Annotated in this window: 20 protein-coding genes; 10 read left to right on the plus strand and 10 right to left on the minus strand. The window is 61.4% G+C overall.

The window, feature by feature from the left end:
• Positions 1 to 257: 257 nt before the first annotated feature.
• The gene (locus ACH2DG_RS12610) at positions 258 to 1,340 is read left to right on the plus strand and encodes a TRAP transporter substrate-binding protein (RefSeq protein ID WP_224149745.1); all 1,083 of its coding nucleotides are present in this window, start codon (positions 258 to 260) and stop codon (positions 1,338 to 1,340) included.
• A gap of 95 nt (positions 1,341 to 1,435) precedes the next feature.
• Here the strand turns inward: ACH2DG_RS12610 and ACH2DG_RS12615 are convergent, their stop codons facing one another.
• From ACH2DG_RS12615 to ACH2DG_RS12625, 3 genes are all read right to left on the minus strand, one after another.
• Positions 1,436 to 2,137 carry a phytanoyl-CoA dioxygenase family protein gene (locus ACH2DG_RS12615; RefSeq protein WP_395026527.1) on the minus strand — a complete coding sequence of 234 codons (702 nt, stop codon included), beginning with the start codon at positions 2,135 to 2,137 and terminating at the stop codon, positions 1,436 to 1,438.
• A 115-nt stretch (positions 2,138 to 2,252) separates the two neighbouring features.
• A complete protein-coding gene (locus ACH2DG_RS12620; protein WP_395026529.1) occupies positions 2,253 to 4,118 on the minus strand; it encodes a TRAP transporter large permease subunit in 1,866 nt (621 codons plus the stop codon).
• Between the two features lie 20 nt (positions 4,119 to 4,138).
• Positions 4,139 to 4,768 (minus strand): TRAP transporter small permease subunit, encoded by a 630-nt coding sequence (locus ACH2DG_RS12625; protein WP_395026530.1) that lies wholly within the window; start codon positions 4,766 to 4,768, stop codon positions 4,139 to 4,141.
• A gap of 454 nt (positions 4,769 to 5,222) precedes the next feature.
• Here ACH2DG_RS12625 and ACH2DG_RS12630 point away from each other — a divergent pair, with 454 nt between their 5' ends.
• Positions 5,223 to 5,873, plus strand: a complete 651-nt coding sequence (locus ACH2DG_RS12630; protein ID WP_395026532.1) for an OmpA family protein — start codon at positions 5,223 to 5,225, stop codon at positions 5,871 to 5,873.
• Positions 5,874 to 5,995: 122 nt separating this feature from the next.
• Here ACH2DG_RS12630 and modC read toward each other — a convergent pair whose 3' ends face one another.
• The 3 genes from modC to modA form a co-directional block, all read right to left on the minus strand.
• Complete coding sequence (gene modC / locus ACH2DG_RS12635) at positions 5,996 to 7,123, minus strand: molybdenum ABC transporter ATP-binding protein (RefSeq protein WP_395026533.1); 1,128 nt, start codon at positions 7,121 to 7,123, stop codon at positions 5,996 to 5,998.
• The gene (gene modB / locus ACH2DG_RS12640; protein ID WP_224149739.1) at positions 7,120 to 7,818 is read right to left on the minus strand and encodes a molybdate ABC transporter permease subunit; all 699 of its coding nucleotides are present in this window, start codon (positions 7,816 to 7,818) and stop codon (positions 7,120 to 7,122) included. The genes modC and modB overlap by 4 nt, the downstream gene beginning before the upstream one ends.
• A gap of 246 nt (positions 7,819 to 8,064) precedes the next feature.
• On the minus strand, positions 8,065 to 8,820 hold the full coding sequence (gene modA / locus ACH2DG_RS12645) for a molybdate ABC transporter substrate-binding protein (protein WP_395026535.1): 756 nt from the start codon (positions 8,818 to 8,820) through the stop codon (positions 8,065 to 8,067).
• A gap of 99 nt (positions 8,821 to 8,919) precedes the next feature.
• Between modA and ACH2DG_RS12650 the strand changes: the two genes are divergently transcribed.
• Positions 8,920 to 9,729, plus strand: a complete 810-nt coding sequence (locus tag ACH2DG_RS12650; protein WP_395026536.1) for a TOBE domain-containing protein — start codon at positions 8,920 to 8,922, stop codon at positions 9,727 to 9,729.
• A 199-nt stretch (positions 9,730 to 9,928) separates the two neighbouring features.
• Here ACH2DG_RS12650 and ACH2DG_RS12655 read toward each other — a convergent pair whose 3' ends face one another.
• Together ACH2DG_RS12655 and ACH2DG_RS12660 are read right to left on the minus strand one after the other, a co-directional pair.
• Positions 9,929 to 11,857, minus strand: coding sequence for an IPTL-CTERM sorting domain-containing protein (locus tag ACH2DG_RS12655; RefSeq protein WP_395026537.1), 1,929 nt, complete (start codon positions 11,855 to 11,857; stop codon positions 9,929 to 9,931).
• A 611-nt stretch (positions 11,858 to 12,468) separates the two neighbouring features.
• Positions 12,469 to 12,834, minus strand: coding sequence for a hypothetical protein (locus ACH2DG_RS12660; RefSeq protein WP_395026538.1), 366 nt, complete (start codon positions 12,832 to 12,834; stop codon positions 12,469 to 12,471).
• Positions 12,835 to 12,915: 81 nt separating this feature from the next.
• On the opposite strand from ACH2DG_RS12660, the gene ACH2DG_RS12665 reads away from it, so the two are divergent.
• The 7 genes from ACH2DG_RS12665 (at position 12,916) to ACH2DG_RS12695 (ending at position 18,825) form a co-directional block, all read left to right on the plus strand.
• Positions 12,916 to 13,548 carry an ATP-binding cassette domain-containing protein gene (locus ACH2DG_RS12665; protein ID WP_395026540.1) on the plus strand — a complete coding sequence of 211 codons (633 nt, stop codon included), beginning with the start codon at positions 12,916 to 12,918 and terminating at the stop codon, positions 13,546 to 13,548.
• Between the two features lie 151 nt (positions 13,549 to 13,699).
• Positions 13,700 to 14,527 carry an undecaprenyl-diphosphate phosphatase gene (locus ACH2DG_RS12670; RefSeq protein ID WP_224149730.1) on the plus strand — a complete coding sequence of 276 codons (828 nt, stop codon included), beginning with the start codon at positions 13,700 to 13,702 and terminating at the stop codon, positions 14,525 to 14,527.
• A 235-nt stretch (positions 14,528 to 14,762) separates the two neighbouring features.
• On the plus strand, positions 14,763 to 15,290 hold the full coding sequence (locus ACH2DG_RS12675) for a 2,4'-dihydroxyacetophenone dioxygenase family protein (protein WP_224149729.1): 528 nt from the start codon (positions 14,763 to 14,765) through the stop codon (positions 15,288 to 15,290).
• A 3-nt stretch (positions 15,291 to 15,293) separates the two neighbouring features.
• The gene (locus ACH2DG_RS12680) at positions 15,294 to 16,040 is read left to right on the plus strand and encodes an SDR family NAD(P)-dependent oxidoreductase (protein ID WP_395026542.1); all 747 of its coding nucleotides are present in this window, start codon (positions 15,294 to 15,296) and stop codon (positions 16,038 to 16,040) included.
• Between the two features lie 34 nt (positions 16,041 to 16,074).
• Positions 16,075 to 17,055 (plus strand): tripartite tricarboxylate transporter substrate binding protein, encoded by a 981-nt coding sequence (locus tag ACH2DG_RS12685; RefSeq protein ID WP_395026544.1) that lies wholly within the window; start codon positions 16,075 to 16,077, stop codon positions 17,053 to 17,055.
• 127 nt (positions 17,056 to 17,182) lie between these two features.
• Positions 17,183 to 17,908, plus strand: a complete 726-nt coding sequence (locus tag ACH2DG_RS12690; RefSeq protein ID WP_395026545.1) for an SDR family NAD(P)-dependent oxidoreductase — start codon at positions 17,183 to 17,185, stop codon at positions 17,906 to 17,908.
• Between the two features lie 110 nt (positions 17,909 to 18,018).
• The gene (locus tag ACH2DG_RS12695) at positions 18,019 to 18,825 is read left to right on the plus strand and encodes an IclR family transcriptional regulator (RefSeq protein ID WP_395026546.1); all 807 of its coding nucleotides are present in this window, start codon (positions 18,019 to 18,021) and stop codon (positions 18,823 to 18,825) included.
• Positions 18,826 to 18,882: 57 nt separating this feature from the next.
• On the opposite strand, the gene ACH2DG_RS12700 is transcribed toward ACH2DG_RS12695, so the two are convergent.
• Both ACH2DG_RS12700 and mutS read right to left on the minus strand, forming a co-directional pair.
• Positions 18,883 to 19,707 carry a peptidase gene (locus tag ACH2DG_RS12700; RefSeq protein ID WP_395026548.1) on the minus strand — a complete coding sequence of 275 codons (825 nt, stop codon included), beginning with the start codon at positions 19,705 to 19,707 and terminating at the stop codon, positions 18,883 to 18,885.
• A complete protein-coding gene (gene mutS / locus ACH2DG_RS12705) occupies positions 19,704 to 22,295 on the minus strand; it encodes a DNA mismatch repair protein MutS (RefSeq protein WP_395026657.1) in 2,592 nt (863 codons plus the stop codon). The genes ACH2DG_RS12700 and mutS overlap by 4 nt, the downstream gene beginning before the upstream one ends.
• Positions 22,296 to 22,414 lie beyond the last annotated feature (119 nt).

The raw sequence follows: 22,414 nt of genomic DNA on the forward strand, positions 1-22,414 counted from the left end.
AAAGGGAAAACGACTCGCAAAGAGCGAGCATGGATGCATGCCCATGTATTGGTGGTTACGCAAATTTTCAGACCCCACGCCTTCTTGCACGCAACGTCCAGATGTGGTGGACAAGGAACATAAATAAGGCGCGATCTGCAGGGAAAACCCGAGCAAGTCGCATGAGCAACCATTTCTACAATTTGCAAACCAAAAACCGCGCTTCAGCTGTGGCACGATTGCAGCTGCAACTTTTTACAATCAAATCGGAGATACAGATGGATCGTCGTTCCCTTATCAAGAATGCTGGCATCGCTGGCGTGTTGGCCGCTGGCGTGGCCCCCGCCGTGCATGCCCAGGCGGCGGTGCGCTGGCGTCTGGCTTCCAGCTTCCCCAAGTCGCTGGATACCATTTTCGGTAGCGCCGAGAAACTGTCGCAGACTGTCAAGGCGCTGTCGGGCGGCAAGTTTGAAATCTCCGTTCACCCCGCTGGCGAGTTGATGCCTGCTTTCGGTGTGGTCGATGCCCTGCAGTCCGACACCATCGACATGGCAGAAACCGCTGCCTACTACTTCACCGGCAAGGACCCGATCTTCGCTTTCAGCTGTGCCGTGCCCTTTGGCCTGACCACCTTGCAGATGAATGCCTGGAAGGACCATGGCAATGGCCGCAAGCTGCTTGATGCCTTCTTCGAGAAATACAACTTCAAGACGGCATCCGCTGGCAACACCACCACCCAGATGGGCGGCTGGTACCGCAAGGAAATCAAGACCGTGGCCGATCTGAAGGGCCTCAAGATGCGCCTGGGTGGCGGCGTGTTCGGTGAAGCCATGGCCAAGCTGGGCGTGGTGGCGCAGAACATGCCTGCAGGTGATGTGTACCAGGCTCTGGAAAAGGGCACCCTGGATGCCGTGGAGTTCGTTGGCCCCTACGACGATGAAAAGCTGGGCTTCAACAAGGTGGCTCCGTTCTACTACTACCCCGGCTGGTGGGAAGGCTCCGCAGACCTGGAATTCTTCATCAACATCAAGAAGTACAACGCGCTGTCGCCCGAGAACAAGGCGATCCTCGACGCAGCTACCCGCGTGGCAGCTGCCGACATGACCAGCAAGTACCAGGTTCTGAACCCCATCGCGCTCAAGAAGCTGGTGGCCAACAAGACCCAGCTCAAGCCTTTCCCCAAGGAGCTGATGGACGCGGGTTTCAAGGCCTCGATGGAAGTGTTTGCCGAGCACGAAGCCAAGTCGCCCGAGTTCAAGAAGATCCACCAGGACATGCGTGCCTTCCAGCGCGACCAGATTCTGTGGAACCGTTTCTCCGAGTACCCGTTCAACCAGTACATGGCGTCGGTCAAGATCTAAAACGCTTTCCTCCGCAGCGCCTGGCGCTGCGGGATGGGGCAGCACCCAGGCCGCAGCGCAAGCTGCGGCTTTTTCATTGCGGCGATCAGGGTTGCTCAGGCCCTTGCGCTACCCGGCTCAAAACATTCACTGGTATCCATGCGTACGTTGCGCAGTCTGGCGGTCTTGAGGTGAGAGGCGTACAGCGGCTCGGCAAAGTAGCTGATGAGGAAGGAGCGGCGCCGCGCGCCCGAGGGGTTGACGCAGGCGCCATGCACCAGATCGGCGTCGAATACCAGAATATCGCCTGCGTGACCGCTCAGCTGCAATGAGCGCGATTCATCGAGAAAATCGAATGGCGCATCGTGTGGCTGCGCCCGGTGGCTGCCCGGCACGATGCGCGTGGCTCCATTGTGCGGCCCATAGTCGTCGAGAAAGACGAGTGCACTGACATTGTCACCTGGCCGCTGTGAGGACAGATCGCGGTGCAGTTGCTGGTGACCGCCGCCCTGGCGCGGCTCGCGCCCTTCGACCTGGGCCAGGAAAAAGCGCTCGCCAATCAAGGCCCCCACCACTGCCAGCAGGGCGGGCAACCGGCACACCGCCTGCACTTGCGGCAAGAGATCGACCATGGCGTGGTTCCAGCTCGATGCGCGGGGCACCGGCCACAACGCAGACTCGGCAATGTTGCTGTCGAAGCTGGCGCACAACTCCGGCAGCCAGTCCTGGGGCACGGCCTGGCTCAGCAGGGCAAAGCCGTTGCTGTGGAGCTGCTGGTGGTCACTTGTGGACAGGGGCGAGTGGCGGGCAGCGGTCATGGTGCAGTGCAGGGATGAAAGGGGCTCTTATGGGGTGGACGAGAGCTGGCAGCGGTTTTGAAAGCCTCCATAAAAAAGCCCCGGCATATGCCAGGGCGGGAGGGTGCAGGCCAGCTTACTTGCTTGCAGGTGCAGCGCTGGAGGCTGCGTCCTGCAAGAGCTTGGCAGGATCGTCCGAGCCGTAGCCGCTGTCAGCAGCAGGTGCGGCGGATCCCGGAGCAGCGGCCCCAGGCGCTGGAGGCTCTCCGTTGATGCTGGGAGCGTCCGAACCGTAGCCGCCATCGCCGCCAGGGGCTGCAAACGGGTTCTCTGCCCCGTAGCCGGCACCGGCGTCGTTCAACTGCTCCATCATTTCTGCATTGACCTTGTTCATGTCCACGGCCACGGGCTTGTCGACGGCGCCCGTCACGATGCCGGGGAACGCGATCAGAACGCCCACCATCACCAACTGGATCAGCACAAAGGGAACGGCTCCCTTGTAGATCTGCATGGTGGTCACCGGCTCGATCACCTTGTGCGTCACACGGTCCACATACTGCTTGTCAGGCGCCACCGAACGCAGGAAGAACAGCGCAAAACCAAACGGCGGATGCATGAACGAGGTCTGCATGTTGACGGCTAGCAGCACGCCGAACCAGATCAGGTCGATGCCCATTTTCTCGGCCACGGGGCCCAGCAGCGGCACCACGATGAACGACAGCTCGAAGTAGTCCAGGAAGAAGGCCAGGAAGAAGATCATGATGTTGACCACGATCAAGAACCCAGTCTGCCCGCCCGGCAGGCTGGTCAGCAGATGCTCCACCCACTTGGGGCCGTCGGCTGCCTGGAAGACCAGGCTGAAGGTGGTGGCGCCAATCATGATGAACATCACGAAGCTGGCTAGCTTGGTGGTGGAGCCCAGGGCTTGCTTGAGCAGAGTCATGTTCAGGCGCTTGCGGGCAAAACCCATGATGAGGGCTGCCATCGCACCCATGGCGCCGCCTTCGGTAGGCGTTGCAATGCCCAGGAAGATGGTGCCCAGCACCAGGAAGATGAGCAGCAGCGGAGGAATCAGCACAAAGGTCACGCGCTCTGCAAGCTTGGACAGCAGGCCCAGTTTGAAGATGCGGTTGAACGATGCCAGCACAAAGGCGATGAAAGTGCCGCCGCACATGGCGGTGACGATCTTTTCGTCGGTGGGCACTTCGGTGACTTCAACGCCTTGCCACCAGGTGTGGATGTCGGCCATGTGGCTTGCCAGGAAGAGGGCGACCACGGTCGAAATACCCATCACGACGATCAGCGAGGTATAGCCTGCGTTGCCGTTGGCTTCGCGGTAGATGCGTGCCTCGACAGGCAGCGCCGGTACCAGCTTGGGCTTGAAGATGGCCAGGAACATGACCCAGACCACGTACAGCCCCATCAGCATGAAGCCAGGGATGAAGGCGCCCTTGTACATGTCGCCGACGCTCTTGCCCAATTGGTCTGCCATCAGAATCAGCACCAGTGACGGTGGAATGATCTGCGCCAGGGTGCCTGACGCTGCAATCACCCCTGATGCCAGGCGTCGGTCATAGCCGTAACGCAGCATGATGGGCAGCGAGATCAGGCCCATCGAGATCACCGATGCGGCAACCACGCCGGTGGTGGCTGCCAGCAGGGCACCTACAAAGATCACCGCCAGCGCCAGGCCACCGCGAATGGGGCCAAACACCTGGCCCACGGTATCCAGCAGGTCTTCGGCCATGCCGGAGCGCTCCAGGATCAGGCCCATCAGGGTGAAGAACGGCACGGCCAGCAAGGTGTCGTTGGCCATGATGCCGATCAGGCGCTGGGGCAGCCAGGCCATGACGGACGACGGAAAGACGCCCATTTCGATGCCGATGAAGCCGAATGTCAGGCCCGCAGCACCCAGGCTGAACGCAACCGGAAAGCCCAGCAGCAGGAAGACGATGAGCCCCGCGAACATGATCGGGGCGTAGTTGGTAGCGATGAATTCCATGTGTTTTTCTCCCGCTACCTTCAGGCTTTGTGAAGGTTGGCTTGCGCTGCCAGGGCTTCGGCCTGCTTGCGCTCAGCCTCGGCACGCAATGCCTCGGCCAGTTCTTCTTCGGCGCTCTTGTCGCTGAGCTTGCCCATCGGATCGGGGCCGTCGCCTGTCAGGAAGGCAACGCGCTTGATCAGCTCCGAGATGCCCTGCAGCAGCAGCAGTGTGATGCCGACAGGAATGGCGGCCCAGACCGGCCAGCGGATCAGGCCACCAGGGTTACCCGAGATCTCGCCCGACTGGTACATCTGGATCACCACAGGCGTGGACAGCCACAGGATCGTGACGCACAGCGGGGTCAAGAAGAAGGCGAAACCGATGATGTCGATCCATACCTGCGCCTTCTTGGACAGCCGTGAGTTGATCACATCGATGCGCACGTGCTCACGGTGCAGCAGGGTGTAGCCCGCCGCGATCAGAAAAGACCAGGCAAACAAATACCATTGCACTTCCAAAAAGGCATTCGAACTGGTGTCGAAAGCCTTTCGGACAATGGCGTTGGCGGCGCTGATGAAGGTGGCGGCAAAAATAAGCCAGATGGAATATTTGCCGACAAAGGCGTTCAGCCTGTCGATAGCCCTGGATAGGGCAAGTAAAGCCTGCATGGTGTCTCCAATGGTTGGCTAGTCCCGTGTCGTGCGCTGGTCTGCCGGTAAGCGGGCGTACGCATCGTCAAAAAGCATCGATTTTACGAATAGCTACGCTTTCTCAGGAATAAGTTTGAACCCGTGAAAGTGATGAATGTTGCGTTCACAAGGAAAATAACTGGTCAAAATGACGAAATCGAGGGTAAGTACTAGGCTGCTGCCGATATTGCTTGCCCCAATTGCTATGGATTTTGCGTTCTCTCAGACACCTGAAAATGCGATTGTCGATGGCGCGCGAGATTGATGTTGCGTGGCGCTACAGCGCCTGCCGGGCGTTCTGGTTACAATCGCGCTCGAATTCCGTGCTTTGTATGTCTGGGCCCGATTGCGTGCGTGATCTGGCCTTGGCGGCGGATCGGATCTATTTTTTCTTGTTCATAGTTAATGCACCACCGGTGTTTGGAGTTTCACAGTGAGTTCCTCGCAAAACAATGACAGTGATGAGCGCTTTGCCCTGGGCCTGGTTTTCGCCCTGATCACCCTGGTGGTGTTGAGCGTTTTGTGGTTTGGTGCATACAAGGGCATTCATGGTGCCAAGTCGGCCAAGGGTGGCGTGGTCGCCGCCAAGGTGCAGCCGGGCGCTTCGGGCGCCGTGCTCGGCGGCACTGCTTCGGCAGGATCTGCTGCGGCAACTGGCGCGGGTGACGCTGCCGCTCAGGCGGGTGCTGCTGCCGGTGCCTCGGCATCTGTGACCAGCGGCGCTGCGGCCCAGGCAGGTGCTGCTGCAGACGACGCAGCCCGCGTGCTGATCGAAAACGGCATCGTCAAGTTCTACTTTGCCACCGCCAAAGCCGATCTGGCCCCTGGCGCCAACGAAGCGCTGGCGGATGTGGTCGCTGGCGTGAAGGCTGGGCAACGTGCAGTCATCTCGGGTTACACGGATTCCACGGGCGATGCCGACAAGAATGCCGAGTTGGCCAAGCAGCGCGCCTTTGCCGTGCGCGATGCGCTGGTGGCCCTGGGCGTCGCGGAAGACAAGCTGGACTTGAAGAAGCCCGAAGCGGTGGAAAACGCTGGCAACAACGCCGAAGCACGTCGTGTGGAGGTGGTGCTCGCCAAATAAGCCAGCATTTGCTGCAAAAGGCCCGGCTGCATGCCGGGCTTTTTTACGTCTGTTGCTTCTGATTTGATAGCTTTTGGCGCTTGGTACACAAGCGTTGGAAGCAGTTCTTGTCGATATTCAGCTCAGCGGAGCACCGCCACGCTTTTGAGTTGTGCATGCACTGCCATGCCGGGTGCAATCTGCAGCACCCGTGCCGAACGTGCAGACACCAGCGCCAGCAGATAGGGACCTGCATCGCCCGGCTCCAGACGCAGTTGCACCAGCACCTGCCCGGGGCCGCTGGCCCGCACGGCCGTTACCATAGCTGGAAGACTGTTGAGGATGCTGCTGCCGGTGTGCGGTGCCAGTGACAGGCTGACATCGCGCGCCAGGATGCGCAGGCGAACCTGCTCTTCTTGTTGGTAATGGGCATCGGGTTCGGTCCAATGCAAGTGGTGGGCTGCCTGTGCGCCGATCCGCATGGACCACAGATGGTCTTGCGCGTCGTGGGCGCAGACCCGGCCTTCCACGATGCTGGCCTGCTGCTCGCCGGGCAGGGTGCGCGTCAGAGGCGCATCCATCCGGGTCAGCACATCGGCCACGTCGCCTTGCGCTACCACGCGGCCCGCCTGCATCAACAGCATCCGGTCGGCCAAGCGGCTGACTTCGTCGATGGAGTGGCTGACATAGAGAATGGGCAATGCCAGCCGTTCGCTCAGTTTGTCCAGGTACGGTAGTACCTCGGCCTTGCGCTCGGCGTCCAGTGCAGACAACGGCTCGTCCATCAGCAGCACGCGCGGGCTGGTGGCCAGCGCGCGGGCGATGGCCACGCGCTGGCGCTCGCCGCCCGAGAGCGTTGCGGGCTTGCGCGGCAGGAGGGGCGCAATGCCCAGCAGATCGATGATCTGCTCCAGCGCAACGCTTTGGCGTGCCGCAGGTGTGCGGCGCAGGCCAAAGCGGATATTGCCTTCTGCCGTGAGGTGCGGAAAGAGGCTCGCTTCCTGAAACACATAGCCCAGTGCGCGCCGGTGGGTGGGCAGCCAGTGGCGCGTGGCATCGTCCTGCCAGACGTGGCCGTTGACGGCGACTGCGCCGCGTGCCCGTTCCAGCCCTGCCATGCTGCGCAACAGGCTGGTCTTGCCACAGCCCGAAGGCCCGAACAAGGCTGTCACGCCCTGGCCGGGCAGTTGCAGATCCACGTCGAGCATGAAATCGCTGCGCTGCAACTGCAGTCGCGCCGTGATGCCTTGGGAGGTGAGGTTCTGTTTCATAGCGGCGTGGCGTTGCGGTGGTCGCGCGGCTGCAGCCACTGCAGCGCCACCAGCACCACAAAGGCAAAGGCCACCATGCCGCCAGCCAGCCAATGGGCACGGGCGTATTCCATGGCTTCCACATGGTCGTAGATTTGTACCGACACCACCCGCGTCACGCCTTCGATATTGCCGCCCAGCATCAGCACAATGCCGAATTCGCCCACGGTATGGGCAAAGCTCAGCACCGCTGCAGTGATGAAGCCGGGCAGCGCCAGCGGCAGTGCCACGGTAAAGAACGTGTCGATACGGCTAGCGCCCAGGGTGGCGGCCACTTCCAGTGGGCGGTTGCCGATCGATTCAAACGCACGCTGCAGCGGTTGCACGGCAAACGGCAGCGAGTACACGAGCGAGCCCACCACGAGGCCGGCAAATGTGAAGGGCAGCCGCCCCAGCCCGAGTGACTGCGTCAGATGCCCTATCGGCCCATTCGGGCCCATGGTGACCAGCAGGTAAAACCCGATCACGGTGGGCGGCAGCACCAGCGGCAGCGCCACCACCGCTCCAATCGGCCCGCGCCAGCGCGAACGGGTGTGGGCCAGCCACCACGCCAGCGGCGTAGTCAGCACCAGCAGCAATAGGGTGGTCGTGCTGGCCAATTCCAGCGTCAACCGGATGGCGGCCCAGTCTTCGGGGCGGAGGAGGGCAGAGGTCAATGGCGTGCAGGCGGTAGTGCGCTATCTAAAAGGAAGCGGCGTGCGCATATGGTGAGCGGTTCTTTGTGCATCTTCAAGCGGAAAACCCCGTATGGCGATTGCAGGCTGCTATGAAAACATGTGCGCTACAAGGGCGGCGGGCCGCTGCCATGCGTCCAGGTGGGCCATTGGCACACCGGGCCCGCCGTCTGGTTACAACCACGAGCCGCGTTCTGGCTGTAGGTCGTCAGTTTGGAAAACACGTTCTCAGAAAGCGTAACCGTAGCTCTTGATGACTGCGCGCGCCTTGTCGCCCTTCAGATACTCCATCAGTGCCTTGGCTGCGGGATTGTCCTTGGCGCTGTTGAGCACAATCGCATCCTGCCGGATCGGCTCGTGCATGGCTTCGGGGACGATCCAGGCGGAGCCTTCGCGCAACTGGCCGCCCTCCATCACCTGGGACAGCGCTACAAAGCCCAACTGGGCATTGCCGCTGGCGGCAAACTGGTAGGTCTGGCCGATGTTCTCGCCCTGCACGACTCGGGGCTGTACCTGCGCGGTGAGGCCCAGCTTGTCGAGCGTCTGCATGGCTGCCAGTCCATAGGGAGCCAGCTTGGGGTTGGCGATGGCGATATGCTGGTAGTCACCGGTTTTGAGCACCTGTGCCTTGTCGTCCACGTAATTGGCTTGCTTGCTCCACAGCACCAGTTGGCCAATGGCGTAGGTAAAGCGGCTGGCGTCCACCGCCTTGCCTTCCTTGGCAAGTTTTTCGGGCGTGGTGTCGTCGGCAGCCAGCAGAATGCCGAATGGTGCGCCATTGTTGATCTGTGCGTAGAACTTGCCGGTTGCCCCGAATGACAAGGTGGCCTTATGGCCCGTGTCCTTTTCAAACTGGGCGGCAATCTTCTGCATGGGCGCGGTGAAGTTGGCGGCGACGGCCACGGCGACCTCGTCCGCCTGCGCGTGCGCGCAGAAGACGGCTGACAGTACCAGGGCGATGGAAGTTGGGCGCAGGCAATTCATGGGTGTCCAAAGGTTACGCTATTCTTAATGGGAATAACGAGTGTAATCTGATTTGTTGCAGGTGCCAAATATCTGCGGCTTCATGCGAAGATGCGTGCCATGATCCGTAAAGCATCCCTTACCGCCGCGCTGGCAGAGCAGCGCTCCGACCGCCGCATCGAGGTGCTGCGCCGCATACAGGCGAGTGGCTCCATTTCGGAAGCTGCGCGCCAGGTCGGAATCAGTTACAAGGCGGCCTGGCAGGCGCTCGATACCTTGTCCAATCTGGCCGGGGTGGAGCTGGTGCAGCGCAGCGTCGGCGGGCGGGGCGGCGGCGGCGCGGTGCTGACGCCGGATGCTCTCTTGCTGCTGGAGGCCGCCGATGCCATGGGGCAGGCGCGCGAACAACTGCAGCTGCAGTTGCAGCAGGCGCAAAGCCATGCCAAGGGGGATGCTCCGCGCGCGGGCATCTCCGTGGCCACCACCTTGGCGCGGCTGCAGGTGGTGACCAGCATGCGCAACCAGTGGCCCTGCGTTGTACGAAGCCTCCATGCCGACGGGCCGCTGGTGGTGGTTCAGATGCATGGCGCGGAGGCGGGTGCGCAGCAGTTCGAGGTGCGCTCGCACATCACGAATGAAAGCGCACAGTTGCTGGGCCTGCGGCCCGGCCTTCCCGTGCTGGCCATGTGCAAGGCAACCGCAGTGATGGTGATGCCGGCGGGCGACGCGGGGCAGCCAGCTGCCAATCACTGGCAAGGCACAGCCACGCGCGCAACCCGGGGCGGATCGGTGCAGGAAGTCGCCGTGCGCCTGGCTGCGGGCGTGCAACTGGTTGGTTTCAGCGGGCAGGCCACTGGCTTGCGCGCGCGTGCCCGGGTACAGGTCGTCGTGGAGCCATCTGCCGTGGTGATTGCGCTCAGCGGAGAGTGAAGCAAATCAAGGCAGATGGAGGCAGACATTGCCTCGCGCCTTGCAGGCATGTGCCGGGATGGAAAAGCCACTGGGCAGCTCTGCCTCCGTCTTGCTCGCGCAGATGCTGGAGTGATGGTTTGAAGTCAACAGGGACGGGCATGCACCGTACCGGCCTGCAGAATGCAAAAAAGCCACCCGAAGGTGGCTGTTTTTTGCATCAGCTCTGGCGTCTGCGTAACTGCACCACGCCCATTGCCACCAGAACCAGTGACAGGGCCATCAGACCCCATTCCTTGAGGGTGGGAACCGGTGCCGGTGTCGATGGCGCCGTGCTGGTGAGCTTGTTCACGAATGCAGCGACATTGCCGCTGCCCGATGTCACCAGCGTCACTGCAGGGGGCAGATCCGTGCTCCATGCATAGCCTGCAGGAGCCGCTGGCAGTGCGGCGTCTTCACTGATCGTGCAGCTTGCGCCTTGTGGAACATTGGTGATGGCAATGGCGCCGGTACTGGCGCCGCTGAGTGTGACTGCCGTCTGGAAGGTACCGTCTGCACCGCAGTTGGCCGTGAATTTGAAGATTCCCGAAACGCCGGTGGCGGGGCCGCCGCTCACGGTCTTGTTGACCGTGATATCGCTGTTGGCGCGTGCGAGGGTATTGGTCAGCGTGGCGCTGGCTGCAGCAGGCGGCGCAACGAGGCTGGCCGTTGCGCTGGGCAGGGGATTCTCCACCCAGATGTAGTTGGCTGGCGCCGTCGAGCGCGAAGTTTCGGTCACCGTGCACGAGCCGCTGGAGATCACCGGCGTGGTTGCAACAGTTCCTTGGGTGGCAGAGCTCAGTACGATCGACGTATTGATGGGGGGCAGCACAACGCCATCGGTGCCGGTGCAGGCCACGGTGACGGGAAAGCTCGTACCGGTCAGATCCACCGGCGGCACATTGGCAGGCCAGACCACCAGCTTGGAGAGATTCAACATGCCAGCGTGGCAGGTGAGAGAAGCGGAGGCAGGCGTATTGACCTGGCCGGTAGGCGAGACGAAATCCGTGCCCGGGGTGATGGTGTTGGTCACGGCAGGTGTGTTCACACAGGTCTGGCGGCCCGCATCGCTATTGGGCCAGACCACGGGCACCGTGACAGAGCAGCCACCCGAAGGAATGCCGAAGCCGGTCAGGCTCACTGCGCTGGTGCCCTGTGCTGCGGTAAGCGTGCCGCCAGTGCAGGTGTGGGTTGCCGCGCTGGTTGCGATCTGCAGGGGCTGGGGCAGGTTGTCGGTGAGGTTGACACCGGAGATGGCCACGGGCGTGCCGTTGGAGAGCTGGATGGTCAATGTAGCGGTATTGTCCGCGCCGCCCAGATAGATATCGGCCTTGTCAAAAGACTTGGCTACCTTGGGCAGGCCGCAAGCACCGTTTTCCGAAGTGGCGGCATTGACGAAGGCGGGGGCTACCTTGCCCCGATTGGCGGTCCAGGCGGGCTCACCGAATGGAGATATATCAACCACGGAAAAGACGCAAGCGCCTTTGCCTGCGTTCGATTGTGCTGTGGGAATGAGAAGCCCATATACGTTGTTGACTGGCGTTGATCCGGCAGCCGGGAAATCTACTGGAGATGTGCCTGTGGCCAGATAAAGGGCATTGCTTGCAGGCACTTGGTTGATGTAGGTGATGTAGCCACCAACAAATGGATTCAAGCCAGCGAATGACGGAGCAAAGGGAGAATTGGTGTTCAACGGAAAGGACGCAAAGGCATTAAGGCTTGCTCCTAACGAAAAATTTGTCAGAGCACCGCCATTCAATGCGGCCACCATCCTGCCGGCGTTGTTTCCGTTGGTTGCTTCGCAGCATCCGTCCACAAAGAAGACGATGGAGTTGGCCCACCGGTTTGCGACGGCGTTCTGGATCACTGCCCAGTTGGTACTGTCGACGGGGTTATAGGTGCTGGCAACAATGACTATGTCATAGGGACCTGGGGCCGATGTGAATGTAGCCTGCGAAATGGTATTGGCATTGCTCAGTACATCCATCCGGGTGAAGTTTGCCGCGCCAACCACACTTTGAAACTCGCTTTGGAGATTATTGTTAGCCAGGGTGGCATCGGTGGCCGTCTCATTGGTGGTCAGCATCAGCACCTTTTGGGCAAATGCCATGTGTGAGCCGCCCCAGAGCAGCATGGCTGTGAGGAGAAGCCTCACAAAGCGGATAGAGATTCGCATATCTTCCTTGAAACCGTTTTCACTTGCAAAGCCTCTGTAGCCATGGAGGTCATGGCCGTGCTGGCAAGTATGAACTTGATTGTGTCTAGATGTGTCGGGAATTTCCCTGCTGAATACCCGAAATCCAAACGCGCAAAGATCTGATGTTTTCTTTAGATGAAATCTATCAGTTTCCACTTATTAGTCTAAATTAAATATCGATTAGCGTCTATCTATCAGCTAAATAGCCAAAGTGAGGTGTTGTGGCTGCTCACAATAGTTCACGGTTCTTTATAGAAGAAGCCAACACGCCGTATCAAGGCATTGGAGAAGGGGAGTCCAGTGGGAGCGGTGGCCGTGGTGTTCAGGCAAGAATCTCCGGCAGTGCTTCTCCAATCGCATGTCAAACAAGAAGGCATCCATCTGGAAGACCTTTCAGGCCTATGAGGATGCGGAGGGCTCTTCGGAGGTGAGCAAACTTCCATCGGGTCGGAAGCATGGGCGCTGGGAGAAGATGGAAATCCGAATCAGCGGCTCACAGATCATCAAGGCGCGCCAGTTCCCTCTCACGCATCGTCGCCCAGAAACCGTGATTCCAAGCTGAGGGCGAAGGATTCATTGCCGCTGATCGTCAAGCTCAGTTGCACTGCTTCGCAAAGCGCTGCATCCGGCGCAACCAGTCTGCGCTGCTGCGCGTCCCAGTGCACGGCAAGTGCGTGGCCTGACTTGCTTTGCAGCTGCAGGTCCAGATCCCAAGGGTGGTCATGCTCCAGCGAGCCGGGCTGTCCGAATTGCGCGGAACACCACTCCAGCACCTGCTCAACCTCGGCCCGCAGCGCAGGCCAGCGCTCGGCGGTGGCGTAGGCCATGGCATCGAAGGTGGTGATTCCTTCGCCATCATCGCTGGTTTCAAAGTCCAGATAGTTGAGCATATACGGGGGCGTCGCAGATTGACCAACGATTTTATGCTATGTTTTCAGGAGTTTATCGTTTCAGAACAGGCAAGCAAAAGCATGGCATTGCAATGGACGGCGTTGGAGTTTTCATACCCTGGATCGGGGCCGGTGTTGGCGGGTTGGCAATGGCAGGCCGAGCCCGGGCTGGTGCAACTGGTGGATGGTTACAGCCTGGGCAAGACCACCGCCTTGCAATTGCTGGCAGGCCAACTGGCTGCCCGTAGTGGTGCGGTGCTGGTGGATGGCCAAGCGCCGCAACAGCTGCAGGCCGCACACGCGCTGTTCTGGCATGAACCACGCAGGCCAGACACCATGCCGCCCGATACCACGACGCTCGCGCAGTGGACCGATGCCCTGCGGGCCCATTTCCCGTATTGGGATGATGCGGCGCTCGCCGAGCTGCAGCAGGGCTTTGATCTGGTGCAGCACTGGCACAAACCGCTTTTGGCGTTATCGACTGGGAGCCTGCGCAAGGCGGTAATGGCGCTGGGCCTGGCAAGCGGCGCCCAACTGGTGCTGCTGGACGAGCCGCTGTCCGGACTGGACAAGCCTGCGCTGGCCTTTGTGCCGCAGGCATTGCAGCTTGCCGCGCAGCGCTTTGCCCAGCGTGGGTGCTATCTGGTGGTGGCGCACTACGAGCCATTGCTCGGTGCGGGTGCTGCCGTGCAGGTACTGGAACTGCCGTGTTAAGCGATTTTTAAGCTTTTTGGCCTCGGGCGCTTGTCTGGTAAGCTCCAGTTGCTATCAATTTTTGTAAAATTTGGTGCCTTGCACGTTTCCCGCTGCCCTGCGGCAGGAGGGCACCGGATAATCCGGAAAACCGATTTTTTAGAGGACGATTGTGGACACCTTGTTATTGATCAAAGCAGCCATCATGGGAGTGGTGGAGGGGCTGACGGAGTTTTTGCCGATCTCGTCCACCGGCCATTTGATTCTGGCGGGCAGCCTGCTGGGCTTTGACGATGCCAAGGCCAAGGTGTTTGACATTGCGATCCAGACCGGCGCGATTTTTGCGGTAATCCTGGTGTACTGGCAAAAGATTCGTTCCACCCTGGTGGCCTTGCCATCGAGCCGCCAGGCACAGAAATTCGCACTCAATGTCCTCATCGGCTTTTTGCCTGCCGTGGTGCTGGGCCTGCTGTTTGGCAAGTACATCAAGGCGCACCTGTTCACGCCCACGGTGGTTGCCACGACCTTCATCCTGGGCGGTTTCATCATCCTGTGGGCGGAAAAGCGCCAGGTGGGTCATGTGCGCGTGCAGTCGGTCGATGAGATGACGCCGCTGGACGCCCTGAAGGTGGGCCTCGTGCAGTGCCTGGCCATGGTGCCCGGCACGAGCCGCAGCGGCTCCACCATCATCGGCGGCATGCTGATGGGCTTGTCGCGCCAGGCAGCGACGGATTTTTCGTTCTTCCTTGCCATTCCCACGCTGATCGGCGCTGGCGTGTACAGCCTGTACAAGGAGCGCGCTCTGCTGTCGATGGCCGATATTCCACTGTTTGCCGTCGGCCTGATTTTTTCGTTCATCAGTGCCTGGCTGTGCGTGCGCTGGCTGCTGCGCTACATTGCCAGCAACAGCTTTGTGCCATTTGCCTGGTACCGCATTGTGTTCGGCATCATCGTGCTGGTGACGGCCGCTACGGGTGTGGTCACCTGGGCAGATAACTGATGCGGATGTAGCGCTCTTCGAGTCTGATCGAATCCCGAAGCCCGGCTTGTACAAGCCGGGCTTTTTTGTTGGTGAAAACGCGGTGGTGATGGATGGGTTGTCAGACAACAATGAACCGTCTTTGCAGAATGCAGCATTCCTGGCGGTGGGGGATACGGGTTTATCAGGGGGATGTCGTATCTCTGCGGCTTTTATAATTGTCCATATTATAAATTAATGTCCATATGGTGGATAAATGCCAGTAGAAACCACAGACCAGACCCCCTTGATGCCTTACCAGTACCCGAATCCTCCGGATGCCTTGCCCGAGATCGTGGTGGAAAGTGCCATTCCTACCGATGAGCGCCTGTGGGTACCGCAGGCCGAAAATGTGTGGTTTCGCCCGCTGTGTCTCAATGCCAGCCAGGGCTACTGGATGAATCTGCTGAAGGTGCGCAAATCGGGCGTGTTGAGCCGCCACCGCCATCCGCAGGCGGTGCACGGCTTTGTGCTCAAGGGCAAATGGAAGTACCTGGAGCATGACTGGTGGGCCAAGGAAGGCAGCTATGTGTTCGAGCCACCGGGAGAGACCCACACCCTGTACGTGCCCGAAGACTGCGAGGAGATGATCACCTACTTCCAGGTCAATGGCGTGATGTACTACACCGACCCCTGGGGCAAGGGCATGGGTTTTGAGGACGTGTTCACCAAGATCGACATGTGCCGCAAGCACTTTGAAGCCGTGGGCCTGGGCGCCGACTACGTCAATCAGTTCATCCGCTAGACCATGGACTGCAGCTACGATTTTTCCGGCCGCGTGGCCGTGGTGACAGGTGGCGGCAGCGGCATCGGTGCCTGCGTGGTGCAGGCGCTGCAAGCCGCCCATGCGCAGGTGGCCGTCTGGGATCTGCAGCCCGCCGGTATAGGCCTTGTTGGGAAGGCCGATGGCGCGCCTCTGCGCTGCGCCGCTGACGTGACCGCCCCGGCCAGCATCCAGGCTGCGCTGGCGCAGACCCTGGCGCGGTATGGCAGGGTGGACATTCTGGTGCACAGCGCGGGCATGACCGGACCGACCATGGCACTCGATGCGTTCGACGATGCGGTGTGGAAAGGCGTGATCGATGTCAATCTGATCGGCACCTACAACGTCTGCAAGGCGGTGGTGCCTGTCATGCGCAGCCAGGGGTATGGCCGCGTGGTGCACATCGCATCGCTTGCGGGCAAGGAGGGCACGCCCAATGCGTCGGCCTACAGCGCGGCAAAGGCCGGTGTTCTGGCGCTGACCAAATCACTGGGCAAGGAGCTGGCGGGCACGGGCGTGCTGGTCAATGCGCTGGCGCCTGCTGCAGTGCGCACCCCGATCCTGGAGCAAATGTCGCGCGAGCATGTGGCCACCATGGTGGCCAAGAGCCCGATGGGGCGGCTGGGTGAGCCGAACGAGATTGCCGCGCAGGTGCTATGGCTTGCATCGGACGCCTGCAGCTTCAGCACTGGTGCGGTTTTTGATGCATCAGGTGGCCGTGCGACCTATTGAAACAGCACGACAAAGTACAACCAGAGGAGACCGTATGAACTTGAACCCAACGCGCCGTGGCGCGCTCCGGCTTGCTGCGGCAGGTGCCGGTGCTGTGTTGATGGCCCTGAGCGGCGCAGCGCCTGCGGCAGATTTTCCCGCGCGCCAGATCGAGCTGATCGTGCCTTTCCAGCCCGGTGGTGGCACCGACGGCGTGGCTCGCGCCTTTGGCGAAGCGGCGCGCAAGCACGTTCCGCAAAGCATTGTGGTGCTGAACAAGCCCGGTGCCAGCGGCGCGATTGGCTGGACGGACATGATCAACGCCAAGCCCGACGGCTACAAGCTGGCCGTGGTGACGGTGGAGCTGGTGACCTTGAAGCCCATGGGTCTGGCCAAGTTCTCGTACGACGACGTGACACCGATCATCCAGTTCAATGCCGACCCGGCCGCCATCACCGTGCGGGCCGATGCGCCCTGGAACACGATCGAGGAGTTTCTTGCCGCATCCAAGAAGGAGCCCGGCAAGATGGGCGTGGGCAACGCGGGCAATGGCTCCATCTGGCACTTTGCCGCAACGGCGCTGGGCGACAAGACGGGCATCAAGTTCAACCACATTCCTTTCCAGGGCGCGGGCCCGGCGGTGCTGGCGCTGATGGGCGGCCATGTGGATGCCGTGGCCGTGAGCCCGGCCGAAGTGGCGCAGCAGTTGCAGGCGGGCAAGCTCAAGATGCTCACGGTGATGGCTGACCAACGCGTGAAGAACTTCGACAAGGTGCCGACCCTGAAGGAAAAGGGCATCGACTTGAGCATTGGCACCTGGCGTGGCATTGCAGGCCCCAAGAACATGTCGCCCGAGGTGGTGAACTACCTCAAGACCGCCGCCAAGAAGACGATTGACGAGCCTGCCTTCCAGGAGGTGCTGTCCAAGCAGAACCTGGGATTTGTCTACCGTGACGGCGCGGCATTCCGCGACCAGATGATGAAGGACGCGACGTATTTCGCCGACCTCATCAAGCTGCTGGACATGAAGAACTGATCGGGGTTCTGAATCCAACGATCACTCCATCGGCTTTGCGAAGGCGTTGCCTGCGTTTTTTGGGGTAGGCCTTCGCTTGCCCAATGGAGTGGGCCACGAAGTGAGCGAATAGCAGAATTAGCAAGTGATGAGCACAACGTATCAGCAAGACCTGTTTGCAGGCAAAACCGCCTTGGTGGCAGGCGCCACTCAGGGCATCGGCGCGGTGATCGCCAACCAGCTGGCCGTCATGGGCGCACGCGTGGTGGCGCTGGGGCTGGGGCAGGGCGACGGCACCCTGTCGCCCGCTGTGGAAATGCGCGAGGCCGATGTGACAAAGCAGGACGATCTGGACCGCGTGCTGGCCGATCTGCCCGCGCTCGATATCGTGTTCAACTGCGCGGGCATCATCAAGCGCGGAGAAGAGCACGATGTTGAGGTTTTCCAGCGCGTGCTGGAAGTGAACCTGACCGGCACCATGCGTGTGTGCGCTGCGGTGCGTGGCAAGCTCAAGGCCACGCGCGGCTGCATCGTCAACACCGCATCGATGCTGACTTTTTTTGGTGGGGGGCTGGTGCCGGGCTATGCGGCCAGCAAGGGCGGTATCGGGCAGCTCACCAAGTCGCTTGCGATTGCCTATGCGGCCGATGGCATCCGTGTCAACGCCATTGCACCAGGGTGGATTGCCACGCCGCTCACCCAGGCGCTGCAGGATGATCCGGCGCGCGCAGGGCCCATCCTCGCGCGCACGCCACTGGGCCGCTGGGGCACCCCACAGGATGTGGCGCAGGCCGCCGTGTTTCTGTGCACGCCCGCGGCCAGCTTCATGACGGGGGTGATCCTGCCGGTCGATGGCGGCTACATGGTCAGCTAGTTGGCGGCGTTTCGGCACGGCTTGCGCTGCTGCATTGCGAAGGAGCGCTGCAGCAGTCGCGGGAAACACGCCGGGCCTGCGGTATGCTTTGCGCTCGATTGGATGGACACATGGCAGCACCTTCTTCCCAGGCTGAAAACAGCGTCGCCGGCACGGCGGCGTTTTCCAAATTCATGCGCGTGCTGCAGCTGGTGGCCGACAGCCCCGAGCCCATTGGCATCGCCGAACTGACCCGGGCCACCGGCTACCCGCGCCCCACGGTGCACCGCATGGTAGCGGCGCTGCAGGCCGAACGCATGGTGGTGGAGGTGGGCAATACCCGGTGCTGGACGCTAGGTCCGCGCCTGGTGCAGCTGGCCAGCCGCAGCTGGAGCCGCTCCGGCCTGCGCATGGCTGCGGTCGACGCACTGCGCGCACTGCGCGATGCCACTGGCGAGACCATCCACTTTGCCGTGCCCTCGGGCCACAGCATGGTCTATATCGAAAAGCTGGAAAGCCCGAGCGCGGTGCAGATGTCTTCGCGCATCGGCACCAGCGTCAACCTGTATTCCACCGCTGTTGGCAAGGCCTACCTGGCCGCACTGGCCCCGCAAGCCGCCAGCGCCTTGATGGCGCAGCTGGCCTACGAGCCGCTGACGGCGCAAACGGTGGGCAATGCCGAGGCTCTGCAGGTGCAGGTGGATGCAGTGCGCGCGCAGGGCTGGTCCACCGACGCACAGGAGAACGAAGAGGGTATTTACTGCTTTGGCGCGGCCGTGCTGGGACCCGATGGCAGCCCGGTGGCGGCCATCAGCGTCAGCACCTTGCTGTTTCGCCAGAAGGCGGACGTGCAGGCGGCCTATATCCAGCCGCTGCTGCACGCTTGTCGCAGCATTGCGCAGCAGCTGGCGCAGAATCCGAACCTCGTGCACGGCTGAGCGAGGCTGGTTCAGTGCAAAGCCAGTTCGCAGGCCACCAGTGCTTTGAACGGGCTCTTACAGCATCGTCTGCGAATCGGTAATCTTCTTGACCGGCTTGGCGTGGCTGTGCGTGGGCTGGATAGAGTCCGCAGCGTTGCCGTGGTCCCAGCGCGGGTCGTCGATGCTGTCAAAGGCCTGGCGCAGCTTGTCGCCCCAGGTGCTGCGCACCATGCGGAAGTAGGCGTTGTGCTCGTCGATGCAGGCAATGCTGTCGCACTGCAGCGCATCGGTGTCATACACCACCAGATCGAGCGGCAAGCCGACCGACAGGTTGGACTTGAGGGTGCTGTCCATCGACACCAGCGCGCACTTGGCAGCTTCGTTCAAGGGCGTGCGGGGTGTGAGCACCCGGTCGAGCACAGGCTTGCCGTACTTGGCTTCGCCAATCTGGAAATAGGGCGTCTCGGCCGTGGCCTCGATGAAGTTGCCCGCCGAGTACATCTGGAAGAGGCGTGGGCTCTCGCCTGCGATCTGACCGCCAAACACGAGGCTGCAGTTGAAATCGACACCGGCACGCTCCAGCGCCTTGCCATCGCGTTCATACACGTGGCGCACGGCCGCGCCCAGCACGCGCGTAGCCTCGAACATGCTCTTGGCGTTCCAGATCGTGATCGGCGGGCCGCCGTTTTCGTCTTCCAACTGCTGGGTCTGCAGGATCTCGCGCACCGATTGCGAAATCGACAGGTTGCCGGCAGACAGCAGCACCAGAAAGCGCTCGCCGCGCTTTTCGTACACCATCATCTTGCGGAAGGTGCTGATATGGTCCAGGCCCGCATTGGTGCGGGAGTCGGAGAGGAACACCAGTCCGGCGTTCAATTTGATCGCTACACAGTAGGTCATGACTTGTCTGCGAGTCGTTTGAGAGAGTAGAGAAGATCGAGTGCGTCGCGCGGTGTCAGGGTGTCGGGCTGCAGTTCGCGCAGCTTCGCTTCCACCGCGCTGGGCGTAGGTACGTCGGCCGACACAGGTTCGACAAACAGGTCAACCTGCGTGTCGTTGGCGGCCTGACGCGATTCCAGCGCCGCCAGTGCATGGCGCGCATGGGTGAGCACCGGCGCGGGCATGCCGGCCAGCTTGGCCACTTGCACGCCATAGCTGCGGCTGGCGGGGCCAGGTTGCAGTTCGTGCAGAAACACGATATCGCTGCCCGCTTCGGTGGCCGCTACATGCATGTTGATGGCGTGTCTGGCCTTGGCAGGCAGCTCGGTCAGCTCGAAGTAGTGGGTGGCAAACAGCGTCAGCGCGCGGGTTTTGTCATGCAGGTGCGTGGCAATGCCACTGGCCAGCGCCAGTCCGTCGAAGGTGCTGGTGCCGCGGCCAATTTCGTCCATCAGCACCAGGCTGTTGGGCGTGGCGCTGTGCAGGATCTGCGCGGCCTCGGTCATCTCGAGCATGAAGGTCGATTGTGCGTTGGCCAGATCGTCAGCCGCGCCGATGCGGGTGTGGATGGCGTCGATGGGCCCGAGCAAACAGCGCGTGGCGGGCACATAGCTGCCCATGCTGGCAAGCAGGGCGATCAGCGCCACCTGGCGCATATAGGTCGATTTACCGCCCATGTTGGGGCCGGTGATGATCTGCAGCCGCTGGTGGGTGGACAGGCGCGTGTTGTTGGCGATGAACGAGGCGTTGGAGGTTTCTGCCAGGCGGGCTTCCACCACAGGGTGGCGGCCGCCATCGATGTCGATGCAGGGCTCGGGCACGAACTGAGGCGCACACCAGTTCAGCGTGAGCGAGCGCTCGGCGAGCGCGCACAGCGCATCCAGCGACGCAATGGCCTGCGCCACCTTGCTGAGCTGGGCAACATGCGGCTGCAACTGGTCCAGCACCTGCTCGTACAGCCATTTTTCGCGCTGCAGCGCGCGCTCCTGCGCGGACAGGGCCTTGTCTTCGAAGGCCTTGAGTTCGGGCGTGATGAAGCGCTCGGCATTCTTGAGCGTCTGGCGGCGGCGGTAGTCGTCAGGCACCTTGCCAACATGGCTGCTGGTCACTTCAATATAGAAGCCATGCACCTTGTTGAACTGCACGCGCAGGTTGGTGATGCCGGTGCGCGCCTTCTCGCGCGTTTCCAGGTCGAGCAGGAACTCGTCGCAATTGGTCTGGATGCCGCGCAGCTCGTCCAGTTCGGCGTCAAAGCCGTTGGCGATCACACCGCCGTCGCGCACCAGTGCTGCAGGCTCGGGGGCGATGGATTGGATGAGCAATTCCATCGCATCGCGTGGCGGCTGCAATGCATCAAAAATCTGGTTTAAAAGCGGTGCTGGCGCAGAGCCATTGCGCGCCAGTTGCTCTGCTTTTTGTAGTGTCAGGCCAAGCGCCACCAATTCGCGCGGGCGCACCTGGCGCAACGCGATGCGGGCCGTGATGCGTTCGACATCGGAGACGCCCTTGAGTTCTGTACGCAGAATCTGCCAGGGCGCCGCCGAGGCAGCGCCACTGTCGCCGCGCAGCACGCCAATGGCCTGCAGGCGTGCGCTGGCTTCGCTGCGGTCGCGGCTAGGCTCCAGCAGCCAGGCCTTGAGCAGGCGGCTGCCCATGCCGGTCTGGCAGGTATCGATCAGCGAGAACAGGGTTGGACTGTCTTCTCCTCGCAGGGTTTTGACCAGCTCCAGATTGCGGCGCGTGGTGGCGGGCAGGTTGATGAGGGCATCATCGCGCACCACGTGGATGCTGTGCACATGCGGCAGTGCACGGCCCTGTGTGTGTTCGGCGTACTGCAGCAGCGCACCGGCGGCGGCGTGGGCCGCGTACAGTTCTTGCGCATTCCAGGCCTGGAGGCTGGCAGCACCCAATTGCTCCAGCAGCTTGCGCTCGCCGAGCTTTTCGTCAAACTGCCAATCGGGGCGCAGGGTGAGCGGGCAGGCCAGCGCGCCGCTGCCGCGCATCTGGTAAAGCTCTTGTTCAAAGCGCTGCGTGGCACCGGCACTGTAGGCGACTTCGCTGGGCGCGATGCGTGCCATCCAGCCAGCCAGGTCTTCGTTGGTACATTCGGCCATGAAGATCTTGCCCTGCGTGACGCTGAGCCAGGCCAGGCCACAGCGTGCGCGCGGCGCCTGGTGCACCACCAGCAACATGGCCTCGGCCTTGTCGCTCATCAATTCGCTATCGGTCACCGTGCCAGGGGTGACGACGCGCACCACCTTGCGCTCCACCGGGCCCTTGCTGGCGCCGACTTCGCCCACTTGCTCGCAGATCGCCACGGATTCGCCCAGCTTGATCAGGCGGCCGAGGTAGTTCTCCAGCGCATGGAAGGGCACGCCCGCCATCGGGATCGGCTGGCCAGCCGACTGGCCGCGCTGCGTGAGCGTAATGTCGAGCAGCTGAGCGGCTTTTTCGGCATCGCCGTAGAACAGCTCGTAGAAATCCCCCATGCGGTAGAACAGCAGGGTGTTGGGGTGGTCAGCCTTTGCAGCGTGGTACTGCTGCATCATCGGCGTGTGTGATGAAAAATCAGCTTTTGTAAGTGCTTGATTTTCCATGTTCTTCGATCTCATCTATTTGTTTTTATTGGAATAAATCCAAATATCAATGTCCGTCGTCAACGGGTTTA

Source organism: Comamonas odontotermitis, assembly GCF_040396735.1.
Taxonomy (GTDB): Bacteria; Pseudomonadota; Gammaproteobacteria; order Burkholderiales; family Burkholderiaceae_C; genus Comamonas; species Comamonas odontotermitis_C.

Bases quoted from the DNA above. Each gene is read 5' to 3' on its own strand.
- ACH2DG_RS12700 (WP_395026548.1), bottom strand. From the start codon at position 19,707: ATGACCTACTGTGTAGCGATCAAATTGAACGCCGGACTGGTGTTCCTC.
- modC (WP_395026533.1), bottom strand. From the start codon at position 7,123: ATGAAACAGAACCTCACCTCCCAAGGCATCACGGCGCGACTGCAGTTG.
- ACH2DG_RS12625 (WP_395026530.1), bottom strand. From the start codon at position 4,768: ATGCAGGCTTTACTTGCCCTATCCAGGGCTATCGACAGGCTGAACGCC.
- ACH2DG_RS12610 (WP_224149745.1), top strand. From the start codon at position 258: ATGGATCGTCGTTCCCTTATCAAGAATGCTGGCATCGCTGGCGTGTTG.
- ACH2DG_RS12615 (WP_395026527.1), bottom strand. From the start codon at position 2,137: ATGACCGCTGCCCGCCACTCGCCCCTGTCCACAAGTGACCACCAGCAG.
- modA (WP_395026535.1), bottom strand. From the start codon at position 8,820: ATGAATTGCCTGCGCCCAACTTCCATCGCCCTGGTACTGTCAGCCGTC.
- ACH2DG_RS12665 (WP_395026540.1), top strand. From the start codon at position 12,916: ATGGCATTGCAATGGACGGCGTTGGAGTTTTCATACCCTGGATCGGGG.
- ACH2DG_RS12675 (WP_224149729.1), top strand. From the start codon at position 14,763: ATGCCAGTAGAAACCACAGACCAGACCCCCTTGATGCCTTACCAGTAC.
- ACH2DG_RS12685 (WP_395026544.1), top strand. From the start codon at position 16,075: ATGAACTTGAACCCAACGCGCCGTGGCGCGCTCCGGCTTGCTGCGGCA.
- ACH2DG_RS12690 (WP_395026545.1), top strand. From the start codon at position 17,183: ATGAGCACAACGTATCAGCAAGACCTGTTTGCAGGCAAAACCGCCTTG.
- ACH2DG_RS12660 (WP_395026538.1), bottom strand. From the start codon at position 12,834: ATGCTCAACTATCTGGACTTTGAAACCAGCGATGATGGCGAAGGAATC.
- ACH2DG_RS12655 (WP_395026537.1), bottom strand. From the start codon at position 11,857: ATGGCATTTGCCCAAAAGGTGCTGATGCTGACCACCAATGAGACGGCC.
- ACH2DG_RS12650 (WP_395026536.1), top strand. From the start codon at position 8,920: ATGATCCGTAAAGCATCCCTTACCGCCGCGCTGGCAGAGCAGCGCTCC.
- ACH2DG_RS12620 (WP_395026529.1), bottom strand. From the start codon at position 4,118: ATGGAATTCATCGCTACCAACTACGCCCCGATCATGTTCGCGGGGCTC.
- mutS (WP_395026657.1), bottom strand. From the start codon at position 22,295: ATGATGCAGCAGTACCACGCTGCAAAGGCTGACCACCCCAACACCCTG.
- ACH2DG_RS12680 (WP_395026542.1), top strand. From the start codon at position 15,294: ATGGACTGCAGCTACGATTTTTCCGGCCGCGTGGCCGTGGTGACAGGT.
- ACH2DG_RS12695 (WP_395026546.1), top strand. From the start codon at position 18,019: ATGGCAGCACCTTCTTCCCAGGCTGAAAACAGCGTCGCCGGCACGGCG.